This window comes from Halarcobacter sp., assembly GCF_963675975.1.
Lineage (GTDB): Bacteria > Campylobacterota > Campylobacteria > Campylobacterales > Arcobacteraceae > Halarcobacter.
In genome coordinates this window covers 1615380-1637510 of the sequence record NZ_OY780939.1, presented here as the reverse complement: position 1 = coordinate 1637510, position 22131 = coordinate 1615380, and the positions used below count along the sequence as shown (strand labels likewise).

Below are 22131 nucleotides of genomic sequence, written 5' to 3'. Positions count from 1 at the left end.
ATATGCTAGGAAAAATTTATAGATGGTCTAGTTCTTGGACTGGAACCGTTGTAATTGTACTTACAATTATATTTTTTATTGCACAAGCATTTGTTATTCCTAGTGGAAGTATGAAAAACTCACTTCTAATTGGAGATATGCTTTTTGTAAAAAAATTCTCTTATGGGATACCTGTTCCTAGAATTCCTTGGCTTGAAGTAAAAGTACTACCTGATTTTAATGATAATGGGCACCTAATAGAGGGAGATAAACCTCAAAGAGGTGACATCGTAGTATTTAGATATCCAGGTAATGATTCAATCCATTATGTAAAAAGATGTGTTGCAACAGGTGGAGATATAATCGCTTTAAAAGATAAACATCTTTTACTTCACCCAAGTGAAGGTAATGAATATGTAAAAGAGAATTATAAAGATTATCAAATTGTAGAATTAAATGACAAACTGTTTGTTGTAGATCCATATAGAAAAGACCATCCAGGAATTCATAACGACCCAGCAGTTACAAGAGATGGTTTACAACCTTATCAATTATTTGATATGTTACCAATACAAATCCCTGAAGGTGAATTCTTTATGATGGGTGATAATAGAGACCATTCAAATGATTCAAGATTTTGGGGAACAGTTAAATATAAATATATAGTAGGAAAGCCTTGGTTTATATATTTCTCTTGGGATGAAAATAAAGAGATTAGATGGGACAGAGTTTTTAGAACACCATCTTCAATAGAGAAAGATATGGAAGGTAAACAATTAGAAATAAATCATAAAGAGGGAATATATTAATGAAATATTTTATAGGTGCAGACCATGCAGGTATTGATATTAAAGCATATGTAAAAGAACTATTTGAAGCAAGAGGACATGAAGTTATAGATATGGGTCCTTTTACAAAAGATAGAGTTGATTATCCAGATTTCGCTGCAAAAGTATGTCAAGAAGTACTTGCAAATGAAGGAAGCAAAGGGATATTAATTTGTGGTTCAGGTATAGGTATGTCTATGGCTGCAAATAAATTTGATGGAATCAGAGCAGCACTTTGCCATAACGAATATTCAGCAAAAATGGCAAGAGAGCACAATGATGCAAATGTACTATGTATGGGAGAAAGAGTTTCTGGATATGGTATGGTTGAAGCTATTGTTGACGCATGGAATAATGCTTCTTTTGAAGGTGGAAGACACGAAGGTAGAGTTGATAAAATCAATAACCTTTTTGGAAGCTGCAGAGTTTAAGAGAAAGGAAAGTTTATCTTTCCATTCTCATTAAAACCCCATCCTCATTTTCATAATACTTCTCTAAAATCTTTACTTTTTTAAATCCATATTTTTCATAAAGTTTTATAGCTTTTTCATTTGAAACTCTAACTTCAAGTTGCAAATCTTTTTTCTTTAGTTTTTCTAAACTAAAATCTAACAGTTTTGTTGCCAGACCCAATTTTCTAAATTCTTCTAAAACTGCAAGAGAATAAAGTCTAAAAAATCTTTTTCTTTTTAACCACAATATATATCCCACAATTTGTTTATCAACTTCAACTTTATATAAAAAGTTTTTTTCCACATGATAATAAAAACTACTTAGTTTCATCATCATAATATCACCTTTAAAAACTTTATTTTCTAGCTCAAAAAGTTTTTTTATATCTTTTTTAGAAGCTTTTGATATTTTCATTTTTGGTATATTGTATATTTTGGTACTAATTTATTTGGTCTATATGACATCTTAACTTTTTTAAGGTTTTCAAATCCCATATCATCACCAACATTTATATATTCAACACTATATTTATCTTTTAAAATTTTACTAAACTCTCTAAAAATAAATTGAGCACACCCTAAAACTTCAAAATCTGTTTTTTCTATAATAACACTTGCTGTATTAGCATTAATTTTTTCACCAACAGTAAAACCTTTTACCTCACCATCAATATAGATAACAAGACCTATTATGTCAAGATTTTTATAATCATTTACAAGTCTTTTTATAGCAAATCTTTCAAAATAGATACCATCTAGGAAAACTTCAACTTCCTCTTTTGGCATATATGTTGTTCTATCTTTTACCCACTTGTTAAATAAATCTAAAACAGCTTTTCCATGTTTATCTATATCTAAAACTTCAATTTTATGTTCTGGGTATATTTTTTTAAATTTATTAATCTCATTTCTCTTTGATTTATAAGAATCACCTTTTAAATCAATTAAATCATCAACTTTGTAAATATAATCAACTAACTTCTTCTCTATAATAAAATCTTTTAACATCTCATATATTAAAGTACCCTCTTCCAAGTAATCCACAAAACCTTCTAATATATCTTCATGCACATACTCAATTTTTGAGTAATTTCTATTGCTGTTATGAGTATTCATTATCTCAAAACATTGTAAAATTGCATCATATGTTTTTTCTTTCTTACCTATTGGAGGTAAAAGCATAGTTAATTCACCTGAGTTTAAAATAAATAAACAAAATGTATCATTTACAATCGCATAAAATCCTGTAGCAGTTGAAAGCCAAATATAATTTCCTGCAAATGTATAATCACTAACATCTACATTTATTAGTTCTAAATATTTGTCCATAACCTCTTTTGCTTTTAAATCAAAGTGTTTTAACGTGTAGTTGCTTATTGTCAAAGTTGACATTTAATTCTTTTTCCTTAAATTAATATTTTTCGGAATTATACACCTAATTTTTCATTTTGCATCAAAAATTTAAAAAAAATTTTATAAGGGCCTATTTATCAATGTTATGGAATAATCAAAACAAAAAAAAGAGTCGTCATGCATGAACCTTGGGTAGCTTATGTAGTAGTTGGAACAGTAACTGCTTTTATGATGTTAGGTAAAAAAATGATATTTTTTGATGATTCAAATAAAGAAGATAAAGAAGACAAAAATGATAAATCCTAAAATTATAGATTATATTTTCTCCTCAGCTTCAATTCAAAGATGGAATGACTATCCACGAATGGTTGAGTTGGTTGAACTTGATAAACAAGCACACAAATTTATAATAGCTTATTTTATAGCAAAATTTGAGCCAGATGTAAATTATAACCATCTAATAGAAGCTGGAATATTTGAGTTTTTAAGACGAGTAGTTGTAACAGATATAAGACCTGATGTATTTAGAAATGCCCTTCAAAAAAGGGCTAAAGAGATTAACTCTTGGGTTATTGCAAATCTTGAAAAATCTATTTCATCAATTGATAATGGACTGTTTTTACAAAAGTTTGAAGAATACCTAAACAATCCAAATATCTATAAAAAAGAGAGATTTATACTAAAAGCTGCCTCATATCTCTCAACTAGATGGGAGTTTTCTATTGTTTATCAAACTTCTACTTTTCTTTCTGATATTGAAAGTGTAAAAAAAAGTGTTGAAGATGAGCTAGAAGATTATTATGAATTAATAGGTGTTAGAAAAATTGCTTTAAAGAAAAAACTTGCAAAAATAGTTGATTTAAGTGGAAGACTTAGATTTCAAAAAAGATGGGCACAAACACCAAGAATACCTGAAACTTCAGTTTTAGGGCATATGTTAACTGTAGCTATTTTTTCTTACTTTTACTCTTTAGAGGTAAATGCTTGTGAAAAAAGAATAGAAAACAACTTTTTTGTTTCGCTATTTCATGATTTACCAGAAGCTTTAACAAGAGATATAATAACTCCTGTAAAATACTCTGTTGATGATTTATCAGATATCATAGCTGAATATGAAAATAAAAAGATAAATGAAGAGATACTGCCAAACCTACCAGATTTTATCCACGAAGAGTTTTGTTATATTTTAGGTATGTTTGATAATTTTAAAGATGAATTTGCAAATAGAATTTATAAAGATGGTAAAGTTGAATTTGTAGATGATATTTCAAAATATAATATGGATAGATATAATCCAGTTGATGGAAAAGCATTAAAACAATGTGACAAACTTTCAGCCTTTGTTGAAGCTAGTTTATCTATTTCACATGGAATAAAATCAAAAGAATTAGTAAATGGTAAAAAACAAATAATGAAATCTTTAAAAGAGATTGAGGGTGTAGATTTTAGTGCTTTAGCTAAAAATATAGATGAAGAGTTTTGTACAACTGGACAAACTCAGGTTAGGATGGATTTTGATTAAAAGAGAAAATCTCTTTTAATCTAAGTTTTTAAAAACTAAATTTTAAATTTACATAGGCATATCTTCCTGGGTCATTTAATAACTCAGTATTGCCAGCTCCTATATATCTAATATCATTATATGTATTTGTTGAAGCATATGTTTTATCAAATATATTATCAACACCTAATGTAATATCAAAATTCTTACTAATTTTATGATTATACTTTGCATTAAATACTGTATAAGCTCCTAAATCTTGTTCTCCATTATCTATATCATAATTACTCCAACCTTTTGAGGCAATCATTTGAGTAGTTAACTGGCTTACTCCAAAATCATAAGTTAATGATAAAGTTCCTTTTAGAGGTGGTATTTCAGCTAAATCTCTATCAGTTTGACCTAAAATAGCTTCATCTTTTTTACCTCTTAAATATGATACTCCATAATCAAAGATTAGATTTTCTGAAAATAGATAATATCCTGAAACTTCCATACCATATATTTTTGCATCAATATTTTGAAATGTTGTTCCATTTATATTATAAATATAATCATCCAAATTAGAATAAAAAACTTTTGTTTTAATATTAAAATCACCAATAGTTTTTTCAAAACCTAAATCTATTTCTCTGTTTTTTACAGATTCTAAGTTATCATTACCTTGAACCATTCCTGTTGAACTTACTATATACAATTCTCTTGCATCAGGTACCCTTTCAGATTTCCCAACTCCAGCAAAAAGTTTTGTATCTTCATCTAAATTATATACTGCAAAGATATGCCCATTTAAAGCATTATAATCTTTATCTTGCATTGTTGTATTTTCAGTATCTATAGATGTTCTATCATATCTTGTACCTATATCTATATCTAATTTTCCAAATGATTTTTCATACTTTAAAAAAGCTGCTTTGTTTTTTGTATCTGTACTAGAAATAGAATCTCTAATATAAGAGTTCATTTTATTATAGTATTTACCCTTCCAGTTTCTTTCACTCATATCTAAACCAGTTAATAAAGTTCCATCAAATAAATCAAAACTATTTTTTAGTTTAGTTCCCCAAATTGAAGATTTCATATGATTTGTCATCATCATAGCACCATTATTTCTAAGTGTAGTACTCATAGGATGGTCAACATCAGAATAGTAATATTCAAGATTCAACTCTTTAGAAAACTCTCCTAAATCTCTTTTTGTATATTCAACTGTATAAATATTTGAATCATCATAATCAGCATCCATTGGTGTATTTGGGTATAAAATATTATCACTTCTATTTGCTGTATATGACAAAGTTAATTCTGAACTGTCATCAAGATTTATAATTGTTTTAGCAAGAAGAGTTTTCTTATCATAAGCTTCTAAATCTGAACTAGAATATCTATTTGCAGTTGGTATACCATGATACACTTGTTGTTCATAAAAGTTATTACCATCTCCATCTTCATAAGAATCAGATTTCTCTTTTGAAGCTGATAATAAAAATTTTATATATTCATTTCCACCACTTACATTAAATGAAGTTTTTCTATAACCAAAACTTCCAATATTTAAATTTATATCTCCACTTAGTTTTTCAGTTGGCTCTTTAGTTTTAACTTTTACAAGTCCACTTAAAGTACCAAAGTTTTCCACATCAAAAGGACCCTCTATAATCTCTATACTATCAATATTATTTGTTAAGATATGAGAGGTAGTTGGATCCATTCTATTAGGACAAGCTCCGTAAATCTTACTATCATCTATTAAAACATTAATATTATCTTTTTTTGCTCCCCTTAAGATAATATCATTTGCAATACCACTTCTTCTAACTAAACTTACAGATGGTACATTTTTACTCAAGGCTTCAGCTAAATCTGCTGATTTTATTTGCTCTGAACTAACATTTTTAACAATTTTTGTATTAACTTTTTCTTCTACTGATATAGTTCCAATATCTACACTATCTTGTGCAATAAGTACTGAAGCACAGATAAACGACAAACCTATAACTTTCTTCATCTTCATCCTTATAAATAATTTTTTATATTTTATTTATAACAAGTTAATTAAGTGTTAATTTTTAGCTAAGCTTAAGAAAAAGCTTGTAAAAATACTTTTTGCTTTTTATGATATACTACAAAAAAGGAATTTAATGGCAAAAATAAATATAGATGTTGATGACAAAAATCTTACAACAGTAATGACTATTTTAAAAAATCTAAAATCAGGACTAATAAAAAATATAAATGTTGAAAGTAAAAATAATGAAAAAGATAGATACTTATCAAAAGAGAAATATAAACAAAAAGTTCAAAAAAAAGTTTTAGAAGATGAATTTTTACCAAAATCTACATCAACAAGTAAATATTTATCACCAAACGAATTCAAAAAAAGATTAAAAGGTTCATAATGCAAGTAATAGTTTTAATAATAGTACTTCTAGCAGTTTTAGCTTTTGCTATTTATAAAATAAATAATAAATTTGGTACGAAAGAGATCATGATACTTGTTGCAGTAATTGTAGTATCAAGTTTAGTTTTTGTACTTATATCAAGAAACCAACAAGAAAAAGTGCCATTATTATTTAAACAAAAATATGAAAATGAAAAAAATATTAAAATTTCAAAATTCACATATGAAAGAGTTAATAATAAAACAGTAACATCAAAAACAAATTTTGTTTATAACTTTGATTATATTATTTACAAAGATAAAGAAGAATATTTTTGTAAAATGGATAATGTAAAAGTTAAAAAGATTCAAGATGAATATATATTTGAAAATTTCAATGATATAAAAGAGGAGTGTCAAAAAAATTAAAATGCCTGATACTTATAAAAAATATATAAAAAATTTAAATTTAGTTTCTAAAGAGTTACAAAATCAACCTTTAGAAAAAGTTGATGAAAGTGTAAAAAACTTAAAAAAATGTTTTGACATAGCTTATAATAACAACTGTTTTAAACTTTATAATTATGATAAAGAACTACAAGATAAACTAAAACTAAAACTGTTTAGTAAACTTACTAAACATTCAGCTTCATTAACTTTTTTAGCAATACAAATCTTAGCTGCAAATGCAATTATGTCTAAAAATAATTTCCCTAAAAGAGAGTATTATTTCGATAAAAAATGTGGAATTGCAATAAACCATTTAAGGATGAAAGGAAGTTTTGTTACAGCTAAAAAATGCAAAGGTGGCTATAAATTAAATGGTGTACTAACTTGGGCAAGTGGCTATAAAATTTTTGATCATCTTTTAATAGGCTTTCATCATAAAGATTCTGAGATGGAAGTTCTAACTGAATTTAAAGAAATCAAAGGTTTTACTATAGTTGACACCCCAGAAACTTTTGTTGGTCAAGCTTTAAATACAGTAAATATAAGACTTGAAAACTTTTTTGTAAAAGATGAAGATATAGTTTCTACTAATCCAATTGGAAATTATACTAAAAATAAATCTTTATCTAAAACTGTTCATTATGCTTTATATGGTTTGGGCTTAGGGGCATTAGACTATATAAATGATGAGAAATTTAAAAATATTTCAAAAAAGAAACTAAAAAAAATCAAAAAAGATCTTTTAAACTCTAATGATGGAGAAGAGTTAGATAAGATAAGAATAAAACTCTTTAATCTTCTTCAAAACATCATTACTCTTTCTATGATTATTGATGGGGGAAAATCAATTTTAAAAGAGAAAACTTTACAAAGATATTACAGAGAACTAATAATGTTCAATGCAAATGGTCTTAATCAAAAAATAAAAAAACTATTTGTTGAAGAATATTTATTAAATAACTAACTTATAGATAGATGCCTTAAAGACATCTATCTAAGCTCCACCACCCACATTAGATTTTAATTCACCATGAACATCATTATGAGGTATTGAATCACACATATCTTCTGCTTTATGTAATGCTTCAATAACTTCTTCAAGATTTTCATAAGGGATTTCAACTAAGCCTGTAGTTTTACCATTTTCAAATCTATCGATTCTTACAACCGGGTCACTAAACTCACCATATGGTTTCTCAATATGAGAAATGTTTATTTTATCTTCCCTAAAATATTGAGCTAAAGTGATAGTTTTTACTTTGATTCTTTCTCTCATAACACCCTCCTTTTAAATCTATTATTTACATAATAACATAAAAAAAGGATATTTCATAATTTTTTTTATTTTTTATTTATTGAGGTTTAAATGATTTTTTTGTTTTACAAACATGGGGGAAAAGACAATTATCACAATCAGGACTTACTGCTTTACAGGTATATCTTCCAAATAATACCATCGCTTGATGAAAAATATGTAAATCATCTTTTAATTTTTTTACTAAATCAGCTTCAGTTTTTTCAACTGTTTTTTCATAAGATAAACCAAGTCTATGAGAAACTCTAAAAACATGTGTATCAACTGCCATTAGGTTTGCACCCTCAAACTCTATCATAAACACATTTGCAGTTTTATTTCCAACTCCAGCTAATTTGATTAACTCTTTTTGATTATGTGGAATATCTCCACCATAATTTGCAATTACACTTTGTGCCATTTTTATAATATTTTTAGATTTATTATTAAAAAAAGAACAGCTTTTTAGTAAATCTTTTACCTCTTCTAAATTAGCTTCCGCTAAATCAAATACACTTGGATATTTTTCAAAAAGTGCTGGTGTGATTATATTTACTCTTTTATCTGTACATTGAGCAGAAAGGATAATAGCAATTAATAACTCATAATCATTTTTATAATTTAACTCTGTTACTGCATCCGAAAACTTCTCTTGAAATGCTTCTTTTATGATTTGTATATCTTCTTTTGTAGCTTTTTTTAACCTTGGCAACCTATTTTCCTTTTAATCGTTTTTAGTCCAGTCAAACTGCATTTGCTTAGCTACTTTGAAAGCTAATTCTTCATTGTAAATTTTAGATATAAGATATAAACTCATATCAATACCTGCTGAGATTCCAGCTGAAGTTATAATATCTCCCTCATCCACCCATCTAACATCATTAACTACATTTAAAAGTGGAAAATCTTTTTGTAAGTCAGGAATATCTTCCCAGTGAGTTGTTACTGTATGCTCTTTTATCACACCTGCTTTTGCCAGTAAAAAAGCCCCTGTACAAACTGAAGCAGTGATTTGCGCTTTTTTAGAAACCTCTTTTATCCACTTTATTACATTTTCTTTTTCTAATTGAGCTGTATGTATTCCACCAACTACAATTAAAACATCAATATTTGGACTGTTTGAAATTGTATAATCACTTAAGACCTTAAAACTACCTCTTGCTGTTATAGTTTTTCCCTCTTCATTTATAAAAAATAGCTTATGCTTTTTCTCTTCATCTAAAAATCTATTTGCTACAGAAAAAACTTCATATGGCCCAGAAAAGTCTAAAACTTCTGCGTCATCATATATATAAATTCCTATATTCATTAAATACCTTCTATGATTTTTTTATTTTTTCTATTTGATCTCTTAATCTAATTGCTTCTTCAAAATTTAAATCTTTTGCAGCTTTTGTCATCTGTTTATTTAATTCAACTAAAATTTTCTTTCTTTCTGCTGCTGGAATTTTATTCATCTTTTCTCTTTTCCAAGCAGTATCATCATACTCTTCCATTTTTAGATTTTCATCTAAAGCTCTTTTTGTAGTTTTTGGAGTTATTCCATGCTCTTTATTATATGCTTCTTGAATCTCTCTTCTTTTTTTAGTTAAATCAATCGCATATTGCATAGAATCGGTAATTCTTTTAGCAAATAAGATTACTCTACCATTTTCATTTCTTGCTGCTCTTCCCATTGTTTGAACTAGTGAAGTTCTACTTCTTAAGAAACCTTCTTTATCTGCATCTAAAATAGCTACAAGGGAAGTTTCAGGGATATCCAACCCTTCTCTTAAAAGGTTAATTCCAACCAATACATCAAACTCACCAAGTCTAAGCTCTCTAATGATTTGGTTTCTCTCAATAGCATCAATATCACTATGCATATATTTTACTTTTATTCCTAAATCAGAATAATAAGAAGTTAACTCTTCTGCCATCTTTTTTGTTAAAACTGTTACTAAAACTCTTTCATTTTTTTCAATAACTTTTTTAATCTCATCATGAAGTTTTTCAACTTGATATTCACTATCTATAATATCAATCAATGGATCAAGAAGTCCTGTTGGTCTAATAATCTGTTTAGCTACAACATCACTTTTTTCTAACTCTAAATCAGCAGGAGTTGCACTCACAAAAAGATATCTTGGTGCTTTTTTTATAAATTCATCAAACTTTAAAGGTCTATTGTCAAGTGCACTTGGAAGTCTAAATCCATAATCAACCAAAACCTCTTTTCTACTTCTATCGGCTGCATACATCCCTCTAAATTGTGGTAAAGAAACATGTGATTCATCTACTATTAGAAGAAAATCTTTTCCTATTTGGTCAAAATAGTTTATAAGAGAATAAGGAGTTTGTCCAGGTTTTAAACCAGTTAAGTGTCTAGCATAATTTTCAATACCCTTACACATACCAGTTCCCTCAATCATCTCTAAATCAAACTCAACTCTTTGTTTTAGTCTTTGATACTCAACCAACTTGTCTTCTTGTTGGAAGTATTCTAGTCTATCATCAAGCTCTTCTTCTATCTCTTTAACTGCTCGTCCTAAGTTTTCACTTGTAACAACAAAAGGATTAACAGAATAGATTATTGCTTCATCTAACTCTTTAGTTTTTTCATTTGTTAAGTATTCATGTTTAGTAATAGATTCAACCTCATCACCAAAAAACTCAACACGGATATATTCATCTTCATAATAAGCAGGAAAAATATCTATAACATCCCCATTTACTCTAAAGTCTGCTCTATCAAAAAAGCTATCGTTTCTTTTGTAACCCATCTCTACAAGTTTTAATAGAAACTGTTTTTGAGAATACTCAAAACCAACTTCTATTCTTTGAACCATTGCTTTGTATTCTTCTGGATTCCCTAAACCATAGTTTGCAGAAACAGAAGCAATTACAATTACATCATCAAAACTAAGTAATGAAGCAGTTGCACTAAGTCTTAATCTTTCAAGTTCTGCATTAATAGAAGAATCTTTTTCTATAAAAAGATCTGTTCTAGGTATATATGCTTCAGGTTGATAGTAATCATAGTATGAAATAAAATACTCAACATGATTGTTTGGAAAAAATTGCTTGAATTCACTATAAAGTTGAGCTGCAAGGGTTTTATTATGTGTCATAATAAGAGTTGGCATTTGTGTTTTTTCTATCACTTTTGCCATTGTGTAGGTTTTACCTGAACCAGTAACCCCCTCTAGTGTTGTATATTGATTCCCTTTTATAATAGAATCACTAATCTGCTTTATTGCATTTGGCTGATCACCTGATGGTTGATATTCACTGTTTACTTTAAATTTACTCATTTTGGGATTATATCCAAGATTTTATTATGTGTTGTTTTATATTACAAATTGAAATATTTTATAAAGCTAAATAACATCTGACTTAAATATAATACTAAAACAGGCACCTTTATAAGATTTTCCTTCATATTTAAACTCTTCGTTATATACAGTAATCATCTGTTTATGTCTTTCTCTAATAATTTTATCAACTATTGATAAACCTAAACCAGTACCAATTGATTTATGTTTTGTAGTGAAATATGGTTCAAATATTCTATCTAGATTTTTTTCTAAGATTCCACCACCATTATCATAAACTTTTAGTTCTAGTGTTTTATTATTTATTTTCTTTGTTTCAATAAAAATATATCTTTCTGTATCTTTTACATTTTCAACCAGCGCGTCTTTTGAATTATTTATTATATTAATTAATACTTGTTCTAGTTCATTTCTATTACCATCTATTTTTATTGATTCATCAGTTTTCTTAATAACTTTAATATAGTTATCATTTGTTGCAGCAAAAGTTAGGCTTAATGAAGATTGAATTATATCTTTAATATCTATTATTCTAAACTCGGTAGTACCTTTAATAAAATTTTTAAAATCATCTATTGTTTCTGATAAATATCTTGCTTGTTCAATAATTTTTTCTGAAAACTCTTGAATCTCTTCATCTTTTATATTTTCCCCATATTCACTCTTAAGTCTTAAACCACTTGCACTTGTTGTAATAACACTTAAAGGTTGTCTCCATTGATGAGCAATATTGCCAATCATTTCTCCCATTGAAGCAAGTTTTAAATTATTTTCAAAAAGCTTAAGAGAAGTAACATCTTTTGTAATAAATAATAATCTTTTTTTATCAGGTAAAACAGATATTGTAATATTTACCCTTACTCTTCTTCCATTTTTGCCTATAGTTACTTTTTCAAAGTTTTTAATATATCCCTCTTTTATAGCTATATCTAAAGCATTTTCAGTTTTTTCTATATATTCAGGTGCTGTTAAACTGATAGATGATTTATTTATTAGCTCGTTTTTTGTGTATCCCAACATTTTTAGATAAGCTTCATTACACTCTAAAAAATTTGTTTTTAAATCGGTAATTGCTATCCCATCTTTTGATATTTTAAAAATAGTTTCAAACTCTTTTTTCTGTTTTTTAAGTTTATTTAAAAAATATAAAATTATCCCTAGGACAATTAAAAAAGCAATTAATAATTTATAAATAAGTGAATAATCTACTGTTTCTTTTACAACTAAAGGTTGAATCCATTTTGAGTGAATCTCTTTTTTTTCAATCTCTGTAATCGAATCTAAAACTTTGTTGATAATAGAGATTAAAACAGGAGAATCTTTTTGTATTAAATATTTATGTTGAAAAGTAAAATTTGTAATACCACTGATTTTTAAATTTCTTAAATGTAGTTCACTCATATTGTACAAAGATGTGGCAATATGACCTATAAAAGCATCTGCTTCACCACTTTCTACCATAATTAATGCTTCTTTTATATCAGATGTAGTTCGAATATTTAATTTAGGATAATTTTCTATTAAAAAGTTATAACTAGTATACCCTTTTGGAACAGCAACTGTTTTACCAGATAATTCATTTAGATTTTGAATATAATTAAATTTTTCTGTAGTTACAACTACCATAGGATAACTGCTATATGTATGACTTGTAAATCCTAATTTTGTTTCTTGTGGACTACTCCCAATACCTGGTACAATATCAATCTTTTTTTCTTTGAATTTATCTAAAACTTCTAACCAATTATTAGAAGGGATATATTTAAACTTTATTCCAGTTCTTTGTGAAATAATATTTAAATACTCTCCCATAATCCCATTCATAGTATTATTTTCAATTATAGATAAAGGTTTCCAATTTATTTCACTATAAGTTAATTCAGGATTATTTTTAATAAATTCTTTTTCTTTTTCATTAAAAACAATTTTTTTGTCATCATCTAAATTATCATGATAATTGTCCAAAATCCATTTTTGTTTTAATTGAGTTATTGTAGAAAAAGGTATTGAATCTAAAGTTTTTCTCATAATAGAGGCTAAAATAGGTTTTTCTTTTCTTATACCAAATCTTAAATCTTCATTTTTTGCTTCATCATGTACAAAAAGGCCTATTGGTTTTATACCTTTTATAAGTAATCTTTCTAATCTATGAATACTAATAGCACCACTAATTACTGCATCAACTTTTTTATCTCTTAAGGCATAAAACTTATCATTATTTGTATCGAATTCTACTATTTTTATATCTTTATCTTGATTTAAAACATCAATTAAATAAGAGTTTTTTACTATACCAACTTTTTTATTTTCAAGGGATTTTAATCCAGTATAAGAACCAAAATCACTATTTGCAAAAACACTAATTGGTATTTCATAATAGGGCTTTGTATATAAAGTATAAGATACTCTTTCTTTTCTATAAGACAATTCACTTATTACATCTATTTGGTTATTTTTGAATTTTCCAAAAACTTCAGGCCAAGTCCCTCCAACTTTTTCAAAAGTTAAACCTGATTTTTTTGAAATAATATCTAGCAATTCTTGAGTAAAGCCAACTTTTTTTTCATTATAAACAAAACTAAAAGGTATATAAGTATCAATTGAACCAATTTTTATCTTAGGATGTTTATTTATGAAATCTAATTCTTCTTGTGTAAAATTTATTTGATTATAAGCATTTTCTTCTATTTTTGCTACCCAAGTATTTGCAAGAGTAAATAAAAAATTTGATTCTAAAGAATTTAAAGATTTTTGTAATATAGATTTTAAAAAAAGTTTATCTTTACTTACACCAAATCTTAAATCCTCTTTTTTTATACTTTTAAACTCATCAATAGCTTTAAGAGTGATTAATGACTGAGAATTAATTGCTTTTATTCCCGAAGTATAAGATGCTAAGAAATAATCGATTTTTCCTGTTACTATTGCTTTTGCTTTTTCATTACTTGAATCAAATTCAATTACATCTAAACCCATATTTATTAAATCATTTTTATAAAATATACTTCTTGATACACCTACTTTTTTACCTATTAATGACTTATTGTTTTTATAAGTACTATCATTTTTTAAACCAAAAACAAAAGTGGGTATTTCATAATAAGGTTCAGTAAAAAGCGCATACTCTGAACGCTCATCTGTATATGATATATCTGAAATAATATCAGTTTTTCCATTCTTAAAATCATCTAATGCTTTAGACCATGAAGATGTTTTTATTTCAAATTTCAAACCACTAACTTTTGAGATTTGATTTATTAAATCTACACTAAAACCTTTATGTTGATTATTTGAGATATATGAAAAGGGTTGAAAATTATTTAACATAGAGATTTTAACTGATGGATTACTTTTAATCCAATCATTTTCTTCTTTTGTAAATATATTATTTGCCCATACTAAAGTAGATAAAATAAAGATTAATAAAAGTTTATGCATAACTATTTCCTAAAAATAATTATGCATTATAGTATAAAAAAATTTATTTTATACTGTTTAGGTATGTACTAGTTACTTCCTTCTCTAGTTTTTGCAGTTTGAGCCATAATTTCTAATTCTTTTTCAGCAGAAATAACAATTTTAGGATCAACTTTAAAATCAATTCTAGAATCCCTTCCTTCATAATCAACTTTATTTAAAATTGTTTTAATAGCATTTACTCTTGCAATAAACTTATCATCACTTCTAATAATAGTCCATGGAGATTTTTTAGTGTTTGTTTCTTTTAACATTCTATATTTTTTACGAGTAAATTCATCCCATCTTTCTTGCATTTGTAAATCAATTTCACTTAACTTCCAATGCTTTAGAGGATTTTCTTCTCTCTCTTCAAATCTTTTTGATTGTTCCTCTTTTGATACAGAAAAGTATATCTTTAAAAAATGAATTCCATGATCTATTAAATCTTCTTCAAATCTTGGAACAGTTTTCATAAAAGTTTCATATTGATCTTCTGTACAAAAACCAAAAACAGGTTCAACCATTGATCTATTGTACCAAGACCTATCAAAAAGTACTATCTCTCCACCTTTTGGAAAGTGTTGAATATATCTTTGAAAATACCATTGATTTTTTTCCACATCAGATGGTCTACCTAAAGCAACTACTCTATAGTGTTTTTCATTCATATATCTTGTTATTCTTCTTATTGCTCCACCTTTTCCTGAAGCATCTCTACCCTCAATCAAGATTATCATTTTTTCATTGTATTTTTCTAAATGGTCTTGAAGTTTTATAAGTTCTACCTGAAGTGTTCTTAAAGCCTCTTCTTGCGAACGATATTCATATTTTGCATGTAAATCCTTTAAAAACTCTTCACTAGGATTAGTTTTTAAGATATCTAAAAAATCTTTATAATTTAAAATATCTTCAATCTCTTTATCATATAGTTTTTCTATTTTCATTATTACTCCAAATTAAAATCGTAGGATAACTAAAATAAGTTACAAAACAATAATATTGTCTATTTTGAATAGTTTTTATAATTTGCTAAAAAATAAAATATAACAGATACATCTCTATTTGACCAAATATAGTCTTTACATAAAGCATCTTTAGATTGGTTAAAATCTACATATTGTTCATATTTTCTTATTATATCTCTCATAAGACTTTTTATATCATTTTCACTTGAATTTATAATAATATCAGGAAAAATATCTTCTTGGTTATAAATAACCAATTCTTCTAATCTTTTAAAAGTCATTAATAGTATTGAAACTTGCCATGAATGCCACTCTTTTTCTGATAACCTAGAACTTGCTTGATTTTTATAATCAAAAGATTTATATGATTCAAATATTTTTTTAGAGATATCTCTTAATTGGTTTTTTGACATACCTTCTATTATTTTAGGCAAATCTAAAGTATAAGTAGTTGGCATAGATACATGATAGTTTCTAGTTGTTTTGTTACTACTAGTTTTTTGATTTTTCCCTGTAAATACTATAAGTAAAACAATCAATAAAACAATAAATATTACTAAAAAAATAATTCCCAAATAAATTAAATTTATATTTATCATAAATTTTCCCTTGTAAAAACTTTATTTAGTCTAAAATAACTATCTTCACAACATAACGATGGAACATTTACATATAATTGCTTATCCTCAAAGGTTTTCCCTTGATGAAAATGTCCTTCAATTACAATATCACTTTTATAATTTAATAATCTTCTTTTTGCAAACTCATCAAAATTTTTCATTTTAAAACAAATCTCTTTCTTAATAAGTGTGTAATATATTTTTTTTGAAATAAAATAGTTAAAATCAAGCATATTTAAAAAAACCAATAAAGAATGATTTCTTATAATTTTACAATACAAATTATAATGCCATGGGGTAAAAATATCTCCATGTGCTATCTCAACAGTTTTTTCTTTATATTCGGCAACTATTGGTTGATTTTCTCGTTTTATTACTAATACTTGAGGAAAAAGCATATTCATATTATAATCATGATTTCCCTCTAAGTAAACTATTTCAATTATTTTTGAAAGTTTGTTTATTAATTCAATTAAATCATTATTTCTATTTACAAAATACTCACTTTCACCTGAAATAAAATCAAACATATCACCCATTAAAAAAAGTTGAGATGTGCGGATCTCTCCGGAATCTAACTTTTTTAAAAAAGTTAATAATTGTGTCTTTTTTTCATTATAATGAGCATCTGCTACAAAAATAGCATCATCTTTTATATTAAGGTACATAGGCTATTTTAGGAATCCCTTCATCTTCTTCAAATCCACACATTAAATTTGCATTTACAACTGCTTGAGAAGAAGCACCTCTTAATAAATTGTCAATTGAAGAATTAACAAACAATGCTTTACCATTTTTTGCTACAAAAATATCACAAAAATTTGTTCCTGCAGTTGATTTTAAATCTACTACTTCTTTTCTAACTCTTACAAATTTTGAATTTTTATAACTATCTTCTAATATTTTTTCAACATCAACATCATCTTTAAGAGTAGCAAATACAGAAACTAACATACCTCTTGTAATTGGTAAAAGATGAGGAACAAAATTGATTTGACAATCTACATTTTTAAGAAGTTTTACCTTCTCTTCAATCTCTGGCATATGTCTGTGTTTAAAAGGATTATAAGCATGACAGTTTTCATTTAAATGTCCAAAATGAGTAACCTCTTTTAAACCTTTACCTGCTCCACTCATACCTGTTTTTGCATCAATAAAAATTTGTGCATTTGTATCAATATAATCTATAAAAGGTAAAAGTGCTAATAGTGCTGCTGTTGGAAAACATCCAGGATTTGCTACTAAACTTGCACCTTTTAACTCATCTTTATAATATTCAGGTAATCCATATACTGAATCTTTTATATGCTCTTTATCTTCATGTGGACAATAATGTTTTTCATAAGTTTCAAGTTCAAGTCTATAATCTGCACTTAAATCAACAACTTTTACACCTAACTCTAAAAGCTCTTTAGCAAAAGACATTGAAGTTTTGTGAGGTAGTGCTAAAAATGCTAAATCGGCAACTTTGCTAACCTCTTTTGCATCTGCTTTTTGAACCTCTGCATTTACTACATCTTTTAAACAAGGATGAAGTTCTTGAACATTTTGTTCACCTGTAGAGTTTGCTATATAAGTAATATCAAATTTTGGATGATTAATTAATATTTTTATTAACTCTAAACCTGTATAACCACTTGCTCCAATTATTGCTACATTCATTATAATTTTAACTCCTGATAAGATACACTTAACACTTCAAAAGTTTTTTGACCACCAGGTAATGTTGCAGTTACTTCATCACCCTCCTCTTTACCTAATAATTGTTTTGCTAAAGGGGAATTAAAAGATATCATTCCATTATCTGCATTTGACTCAACTCCACCAACAATTGCATAGGTAAACTCTTCTTCTGTATCTACATCAACTAATTCAACTGTTGATCCAAAACTTACTTTATCATGAGGTAAACTTTCAGGATCTATAATCACAGCTTTTGAAATAATTGAACCTAATTCTCTAATCTGAGAATCAATTAAAGCTAACTTATCTTTTGCAGCATGATATTCTGCATTCTCTTTTAAGTCACCAAGTTGTCTTGCTTCATCAAGTGCAATTACAGTTTCAGGTCTTTCTTTACTTTTCAAAAAATCTAATTCATTTGTAATTTTTTCATATCCTACTCGTGTCATTGGCTCTTTATCCATGAAGCCTCCTATTTATAAATTTATGTTTTGATTTAATTTGATATAATACCGAAATTTTTATAAAAGAGTAGATATGCAAAGATATGACCGTACCTTAAAACTTTTTGGAGAAGAAAACTTCAAAAAATTTCAAAATACAAAACTTATTCTTCTAGGAGTTGGAGGAGTTGGAAGTTTTGCTTTAGATTCCTTATATAATACAGGAATTACAAATATTACAATTGTTGATTTTGATACCTATGAAGAATCAAATATGAATAGACAACTAGGAAGCCATGGAAATATTGGAAAAGTAAAAGTTGATTCTTTAAAAGAAAAATATCCAGAGGTTACAGCTATAAATGAAAAAATCACTCCTGAATGGATTGATAATTTTGATTTTTCACAATACGATTTAATTTTAGATGCTATAGATGACATTAAACCTAAAGTTCACCTTATACAAAAATATTACACTAAAGTGATTACAACAAGTGGTAGTGCAAAAAGACTAGACCCTAGTAAAATAGAGTATAAATCAATTTGGGAAACTTATAATGATCCATTTATTAGGAAAATAAGATATGAATTAAAACAAAGAGGTTTTAAGAAAAAATTTAAAGTTGTTTTCTCAAGTGAGAATCCAAACTGTCTAGAAAAGGGAAGTTTTGAAGCAGTTACAGGTTCATTTGGATTTATGATGGCTTCACTTGCAGTAAAAAAGATATTAAACAGTAAAAAGTAAAATAATTTTTTAAAGTTAAGTATAAGAAAAAAAGCAATATAATTTAGCAATAAAGCATATAAAGGGTTTTCATGAGTGGTATCAATAGTGTTGAACAAATGACTCAAGGTCATTTAAGAAACGTTCAGCAATTAGCTGTATTTTACACTGGTCACAATAATATTTATGCAATTAATATTGCAAAAGTAAAAGCATTTATAATTACAGAAGAAGTAACTATCAATGATACTCCAACTAATACAGATGTTATTGCTGGAATAGCGACGATTAGAGGTGAACCTGTTACACTAGTTAACCTAGATGCATGGTTAGGGCATAAAAAACTTGATGTAAAAGATTACAAGCTAATTATATACTGTGAGTTTAATCATAAAAAAGTTGGTTTTTTAATTAAAGACATGCTTGATATTGTAGAAAAAACTACAGATGAATTAAGACATTCAGAAGAAACTAATTCAAAAATCACATATACAACATATGTTAAGGTTCATAATAAAGATGAACTTTGTACAGTATTTAATGCTGAGCAAATGTTAAAAGATTTAGGTTGGGTTGATGATGGAGAAGATGTATTAAATAAATATGTTGAGTCTGCATTTAACACTTCAAAAGTAATTTTAGCAGCTGAAGATTCAAATGTTGCAAGGGAAGTTTTAACTAAATTTTTCAAAAAAGCAAAAGCTCACTATGAAATCTATATTAATGGTGCACAACTACTTAACAGAGTTCAAGAATTAGATCCACAAGATATTGGACTAATTATAACAGATATTGAGATGCCAGAAGCAGATGGATTCCAAGTTGCAACATTTATTAAAACAAATGATGAATATAGTCATATTCCAATTGTTGTTAACTCTTCTATGACAACTGATGCAGTAAAAAATAAAATGATATCAATTGGAGTTGAAGACTTTATTGGTAAAACTGATATCCAAGCTCTTTATCAAGCTGTAAAACAACACCTACTTCAATAATATTAGATGAGTTAACTCATCTAATATTTACACTTTTTTTAACCATTCCTCAAATACTTTTATTTGTTCTACTGTTTGAATAGTTGATGTACCACCAAATGATATTCTTGCATTCATTGAGTTTCTTAAATCAAGATACATAAGTATCTCTTCATCAATATTTTTCAACTCTTCATTTGCACTTCTAATTTCATCTAAAGTTAATTCACTTATATCTTTATTTAAAGAGTTTGCAGTTGCAACTACATCTTTTGTAATATAATAAGCTGTTCTAAATGGCATATTTTGTTTTTGAACTAAAAAATCTGCTAAATCTGTTGCACTTAAATGTCCAATTTTACAAGCAGCTTCCATTTTATCAACATTTACAATCATTGTTCTAATAACTTCTGTTAAAATTTTTATAGATATTTCTACAGTTTTAACTGAATCAAAAACACCCTCTTTATCTTCTTGTGTATCTTTATTATAAGCTAGTGGTAAACCTTTCATAACTGTAAGAAGAGAGATTAAATTTCCATAAACTCTACCTGTTTTACCTCTTAATAGTTCTGGTACATCAGGATTCTTTTTTTGTGGCATAATTGAACTTGTTGTTGCATATTCATCACTCATTCTTACAAATTGGAACTCATAAGAAGACCAAGTAACTAACTCCTCAGATATTCTACTAACATGCATCATACAAGTTGAAATATTAAATAAAATCTCTAAAGCAAAATCTCTATCACTAACAGTATCCATTGCATGTGGTGTTGGAGCATCAAAGCCAAGTATTTCACTACTTAAGAATCTGTCAATATTGTGAGGTGTTCCAGCTAAGGCAGCACTTCCTAATGGTGAAAAATTGTTTCTTTTATAAGAGCTTTCAAATCTTTCAAAATCTCTTTTAAACATATTTGCATATGCTAATAGATGATATCCAAAATTTAAAGGTTGAGCATGTTGTAAGTGTGTCATACCAGGGATTAAAGTTGTTGTATGTTTATTTGCAACTTCAACAAAAACTTCAATAAGTTCTTTTAGTTGAGCTTTTATACTTTCAGTTTTATCTTGTACATATAGTCTAAAATCAGTAGCCACTTGGTCATTTCTACTTCTTGCCGTATGAAGTCTTTTTCCAGGTTCTCCAATAATTTCAGTTAATCTACTCTCAACTGCCATATGAATATCTTCTGTTTCTAAAGAAAACTTAAATTGACCCGATTCAATCTCATCTTTAACTTGTAAAAGTCCTTTTTCTATTGCTTCTTGTTCATCTTTTGTTAATATCCCTTGATTACAAAGCATTTTGGAATGGGCAATTGAACCTGTAATATCCTGTGCATATAACTCTTTGTCAAACATTATTGAAGCGTTAAATTCATCTAAAATTTGAGCATTAGTATTTTTAAGTATTTGATTATTTTGATTTGACATAAATTATCCTATTTTGATAGTTGTGAAATTATAACATAAGTGTATTTAGTTTAATGTAGTTTAGTAGTGCACAAAGCACTACTCTTTTTCTATTTTTTCAATTGTATCTTTTATAATAGCTAAAATCTTTTTTTTAGCTTCATCTTCATCATTTTCTGGTACATCCCAACCTACAATTGTCATATATTTATCTAATAAATCTTTTACATCATCAACTATTGTATCATGAAGTTGTTCTAACTCTTTATCTTGTGCTGTCATAACTTCCTC

Annotated in this window: 24 protein-coding genes; 9 read left to right on the top strand and 15 right to left on the bottom strand. The window is 27.1% G+C overall.

Annotation, left to right across the window (positions count from 1 at the left end; genetic code table 11):
* The first annotated feature begins 2 nt into the window (after positions 1–2).
* Positions 3–788: a signal peptidase I gene (gene lepB / locus ACKU3H_RS08015; RefSeq protein WP_320033327.1), complete on the top strand. Its 786-nt coding sequence runs from the start codon at positions 3–5 to the stop codon at positions 786–788.
* Positions 788–1237: a ribose 5-phosphate isomerase B gene (gene rpiB, locus ACKU3H_RS08010; protein WP_320033326.1), complete on the top strand. Its 450-nt coding sequence runs from the start codon at positions 788–790 to the stop codon at positions 1235–1237. The genes lepB and rpiB overlap by 1 nt, the downstream gene beginning before the upstream one ends.
* A gap of 13 nt (positions 1238–1250) precedes the next feature.
* On the opposite strand, the gene ACKU3H_RS08005 is transcribed toward rpiB, so the two are convergent.
* Both ACKU3H_RS08005 and ACKU3H_RS08000 read right to left on the bottom strand, forming a co-directional pair.
* Positions 1251–1673 carry an N-acetyltransferase gene (locus ACKU3H_RS08005; RefSeq protein WP_320033325.1) on the bottom strand — a complete coding sequence of 141 codons (423 nt, stop codon included), beginning with the start codon at positions 1671–1673 and terminating at the stop codon, positions 1251–1253.
* Positions 1670–2650, bottom strand: a complete 981-nt coding sequence (locus ACKU3H_RS08000; RefSeq protein WP_320033324.1) for a phosphatidylglycerol lysyltransferase domain-containing protein — start codon at positions 2648–2650, stop codon at positions 1670–1672. The genes ACKU3H_RS08005 and ACKU3H_RS08000 overlap by 4 nt, the downstream gene beginning before the upstream one ends.
* Positions 2651–2788: 138 nt before the next feature.
* Between ACKU3H_RS08000 and ACKU3H_RS07995 the strand changes: the two genes are divergently transcribed.
* A complete protein-coding gene (locus ACKU3H_RS07995; RefSeq protein WP_320036450.1) occupies positions 2789–2917 on the top strand; it encodes a hypothetical protein in 129 nt (42 codons plus the stop codon).
* Complete coding sequence (locus ACKU3H_RS07990) at positions 2904–4133, top strand: HD domain-containing protein (RefSeq protein ID WP_320036449.1); 1230 nt, start codon at positions 2904–2906, stop codon at positions 4131–4133. Before ACKU3H_RS07995 ends, ACKU3H_RS07990 begins: the two co-directional genes overlap by 14 nt.
* Positions 4134–4161: 28 nt before the next feature.
* Here the strand turns inward: ACKU3H_RS07990 and ACKU3H_RS07985 are convergent, their stop codons facing one another.
* Positions 4162–6120, bottom strand: coding sequence for a TonB-dependent receptor (locus tag ACKU3H_RS07985; protein ID WP_320036448.1), 1959 nt, complete (start codon positions 6118–6120; stop codon positions 4162–4164).
* A gap of 133 nt (positions 6121–6253) precedes the next feature.
* Between ACKU3H_RS07985 and ACKU3H_RS07980 the strand changes: the two genes are divergently transcribed.
* From ACKU3H_RS07980 to ACKU3H_RS07970, 3 genes are read left to right on the top strand one after another with little or no spacing between them, the layout of a single operon-like run.
* On the top strand, positions 6254–6511 hold the full coding sequence (locus tag ACKU3H_RS07980) for a hypothetical protein (RefSeq protein ID WP_320036447.1): 258 nt from the start codon (positions 6254–6256) through the stop codon (positions 6509–6511).
* Entirely contained in the window at positions 6511–6921 is a 411-nt protein-coding gene (locus tag ACKU3H_RS07975; RefSeq protein WP_320036446.1) for a hypothetical protein, read from the top strand. Before ACKU3H_RS07980 ends, ACKU3H_RS07975 begins: the two co-directional genes overlap by 1 nt.
* 1 nt (position 6922) lies before the next feature.
* Positions 6923–7906, top strand: a complete 984-nt coding sequence (locus tag ACKU3H_RS07970; protein WP_320036445.1) for a hypothetical protein — start codon at positions 6923–6925, stop codon at positions 7904–7906.
* A gap of 30 nt (positions 7907–7936) precedes the next feature.
* Here the strand turns inward: ACKU3H_RS07970 and ACKU3H_RS07965 are convergent, their stop codons facing one another.
* The 10 genes from ACKU3H_RS07965 to greA form a co-directional block, all read right to left on the bottom strand.
* Positions 7937–8218 carry a hypothetical protein gene (locus ACKU3H_RS07965; RefSeq protein ID WP_320036444.1) on the bottom strand — a complete coding sequence of 94 codons (282 nt, stop codon included), beginning with the start codon at positions 8216–8218 and terminating at the stop codon, positions 7937–7939.
* 76 nt (positions 8219–8294) lie between these two features.
* Positions 8295–8948, bottom strand: a complete 654-nt coding sequence (nth, locus tag ACKU3H_RS07960; protein WP_320036443.1) for an endonuclease III — start codon at positions 8946–8948, stop codon at positions 8295–8297.
* A 12-nt stretch (positions 8949–8960) separates the two neighbouring features.
* Complete coding sequence (locus tag ACKU3H_RS07955; RefSeq protein WP_320036442.1) at positions 8961–9545, bottom strand: DJ-1/PfpI family protein; 585 nt, start codon at positions 9543–9545, stop codon at positions 8961–8963.
* A gap of 10 nt (positions 9546–9555) precedes the next feature.
* Positions 9556–11529: an excinuclease ABC subunit UvrB gene (gene uvrB, locus ACKU3H_RS07950; protein ID WP_320036441.1), complete on the bottom strand. Its 1974-nt coding sequence runs from the start codon at positions 11527–11529 to the stop codon at positions 9556–9558.
* Positions 11530–11595: 66 nt separating this feature from the next.
* Entirely contained in the window at positions 11596–14988 is a 3393-nt protein-coding gene (locus ACKU3H_RS07945; protein ID WP_320036440.1) for a transporter substrate-binding domain-containing protein, read from the bottom strand.
* Between the two features lie 68 nt (positions 14989–15056).
* A complete protein-coding gene (ppk2, locus tag ACKU3H_RS07940) occupies positions 15057–15953 on the bottom strand; it encodes a polyphosphate kinase 2 (protein ID WP_320036439.1) in 897 nt (298 codons plus the stop codon).
* 59 nt (positions 15954–16012) lie between these two features.
* Positions 16013–16573 (bottom strand): hypothetical protein, encoded by a 561-nt coding sequence (locus ACKU3H_RS07935; protein WP_320036438.1) that lies wholly within the window; start codon positions 16571–16573, stop codon positions 16013–16015.
* A complete protein-coding gene (locus tag ACKU3H_RS07930) occupies positions 16570–17262 on the bottom strand; it encodes a UDP-2,3-diacylglucosamine diphosphatase (protein WP_320036437.1) in 693 nt (230 codons plus the stop codon). The genes ACKU3H_RS07935 and ACKU3H_RS07930 overlap by 4 nt, the downstream gene beginning before the upstream one ends.
* The gene (argC, locus tag ACKU3H_RS07925; protein ID WP_320036436.1) at positions 17252–18256 is read right to left on the bottom strand and encodes an N-acetyl-gamma-glutamyl-phosphate reductase; all 1005 of its coding nucleotides are present in this window, start codon (positions 18254–18256) and stop codon (positions 17252–17254) included. The genes ACKU3H_RS07930 and argC overlap by 11 nt, the downstream gene beginning before the upstream one ends.
* Entirely contained in the window at positions 18256–18741 is a 486-nt protein-coding gene (gene greA, locus ACKU3H_RS07920; protein WP_320036435.1) for a transcription elongation factor GreA, read from the bottom strand. The genes argC and greA overlap by 1 nt, the downstream gene beginning before the upstream one ends.
* A gap of 73 nt (positions 18742–18814) precedes the next feature.
* On the opposite strand from greA, the gene ACKU3H_RS07915 reads away from it, so the two are divergent.
* Both ACKU3H_RS07915 and ACKU3H_RS07910 read left to right on the top strand, forming a co-directional pair.
* Positions 18815–19465, top strand: a complete 651-nt coding sequence (locus tag ACKU3H_RS07915; RefSeq protein ID WP_320036434.1) for a tRNA threonylcarbamoyladenosine dehydratase — start codon at positions 18815–18817, stop codon at positions 19463–19465.
* A gap of 71 nt (positions 19466–19536) precedes the next feature.
* The gene (locus ACKU3H_RS07910; RefSeq protein ID WP_320036433.1) at positions 19537–20442 is read left to right on the top strand and encodes a response regulator; all 906 of its coding nucleotides are present in this window, start codon (positions 19537–19539) and stop codon (positions 20440–20442) included.
* Between the two features lie 27 nt (positions 20443–20469).
* Here the strand turns inward: ACKU3H_RS07910 and argH are convergent, their stop codons facing one another.
* The gene (gene argH, locus ACKU3H_RS07905) at positions 20470–21861 is read right to left on the bottom strand and encodes an argininosuccinate lyase (RefSeq protein WP_320036432.1); all 1392 of its coding nucleotides are present in this window, start codon (positions 21859–21861) and stop codon (positions 20470–20472) included.
* Between the two features lie 78 nt (positions 21862–21939).
* Positions 21940–22122, bottom strand: coding sequence for a hypothetical protein (locus tag ACKU3H_RS07900; RefSeq protein ID WP_320036431.1), 183 nt, complete (start codon positions 22120–22122; stop codon positions 21940–21942).
* Positions 22123–22131 lie beyond the last annotated feature (9 nt).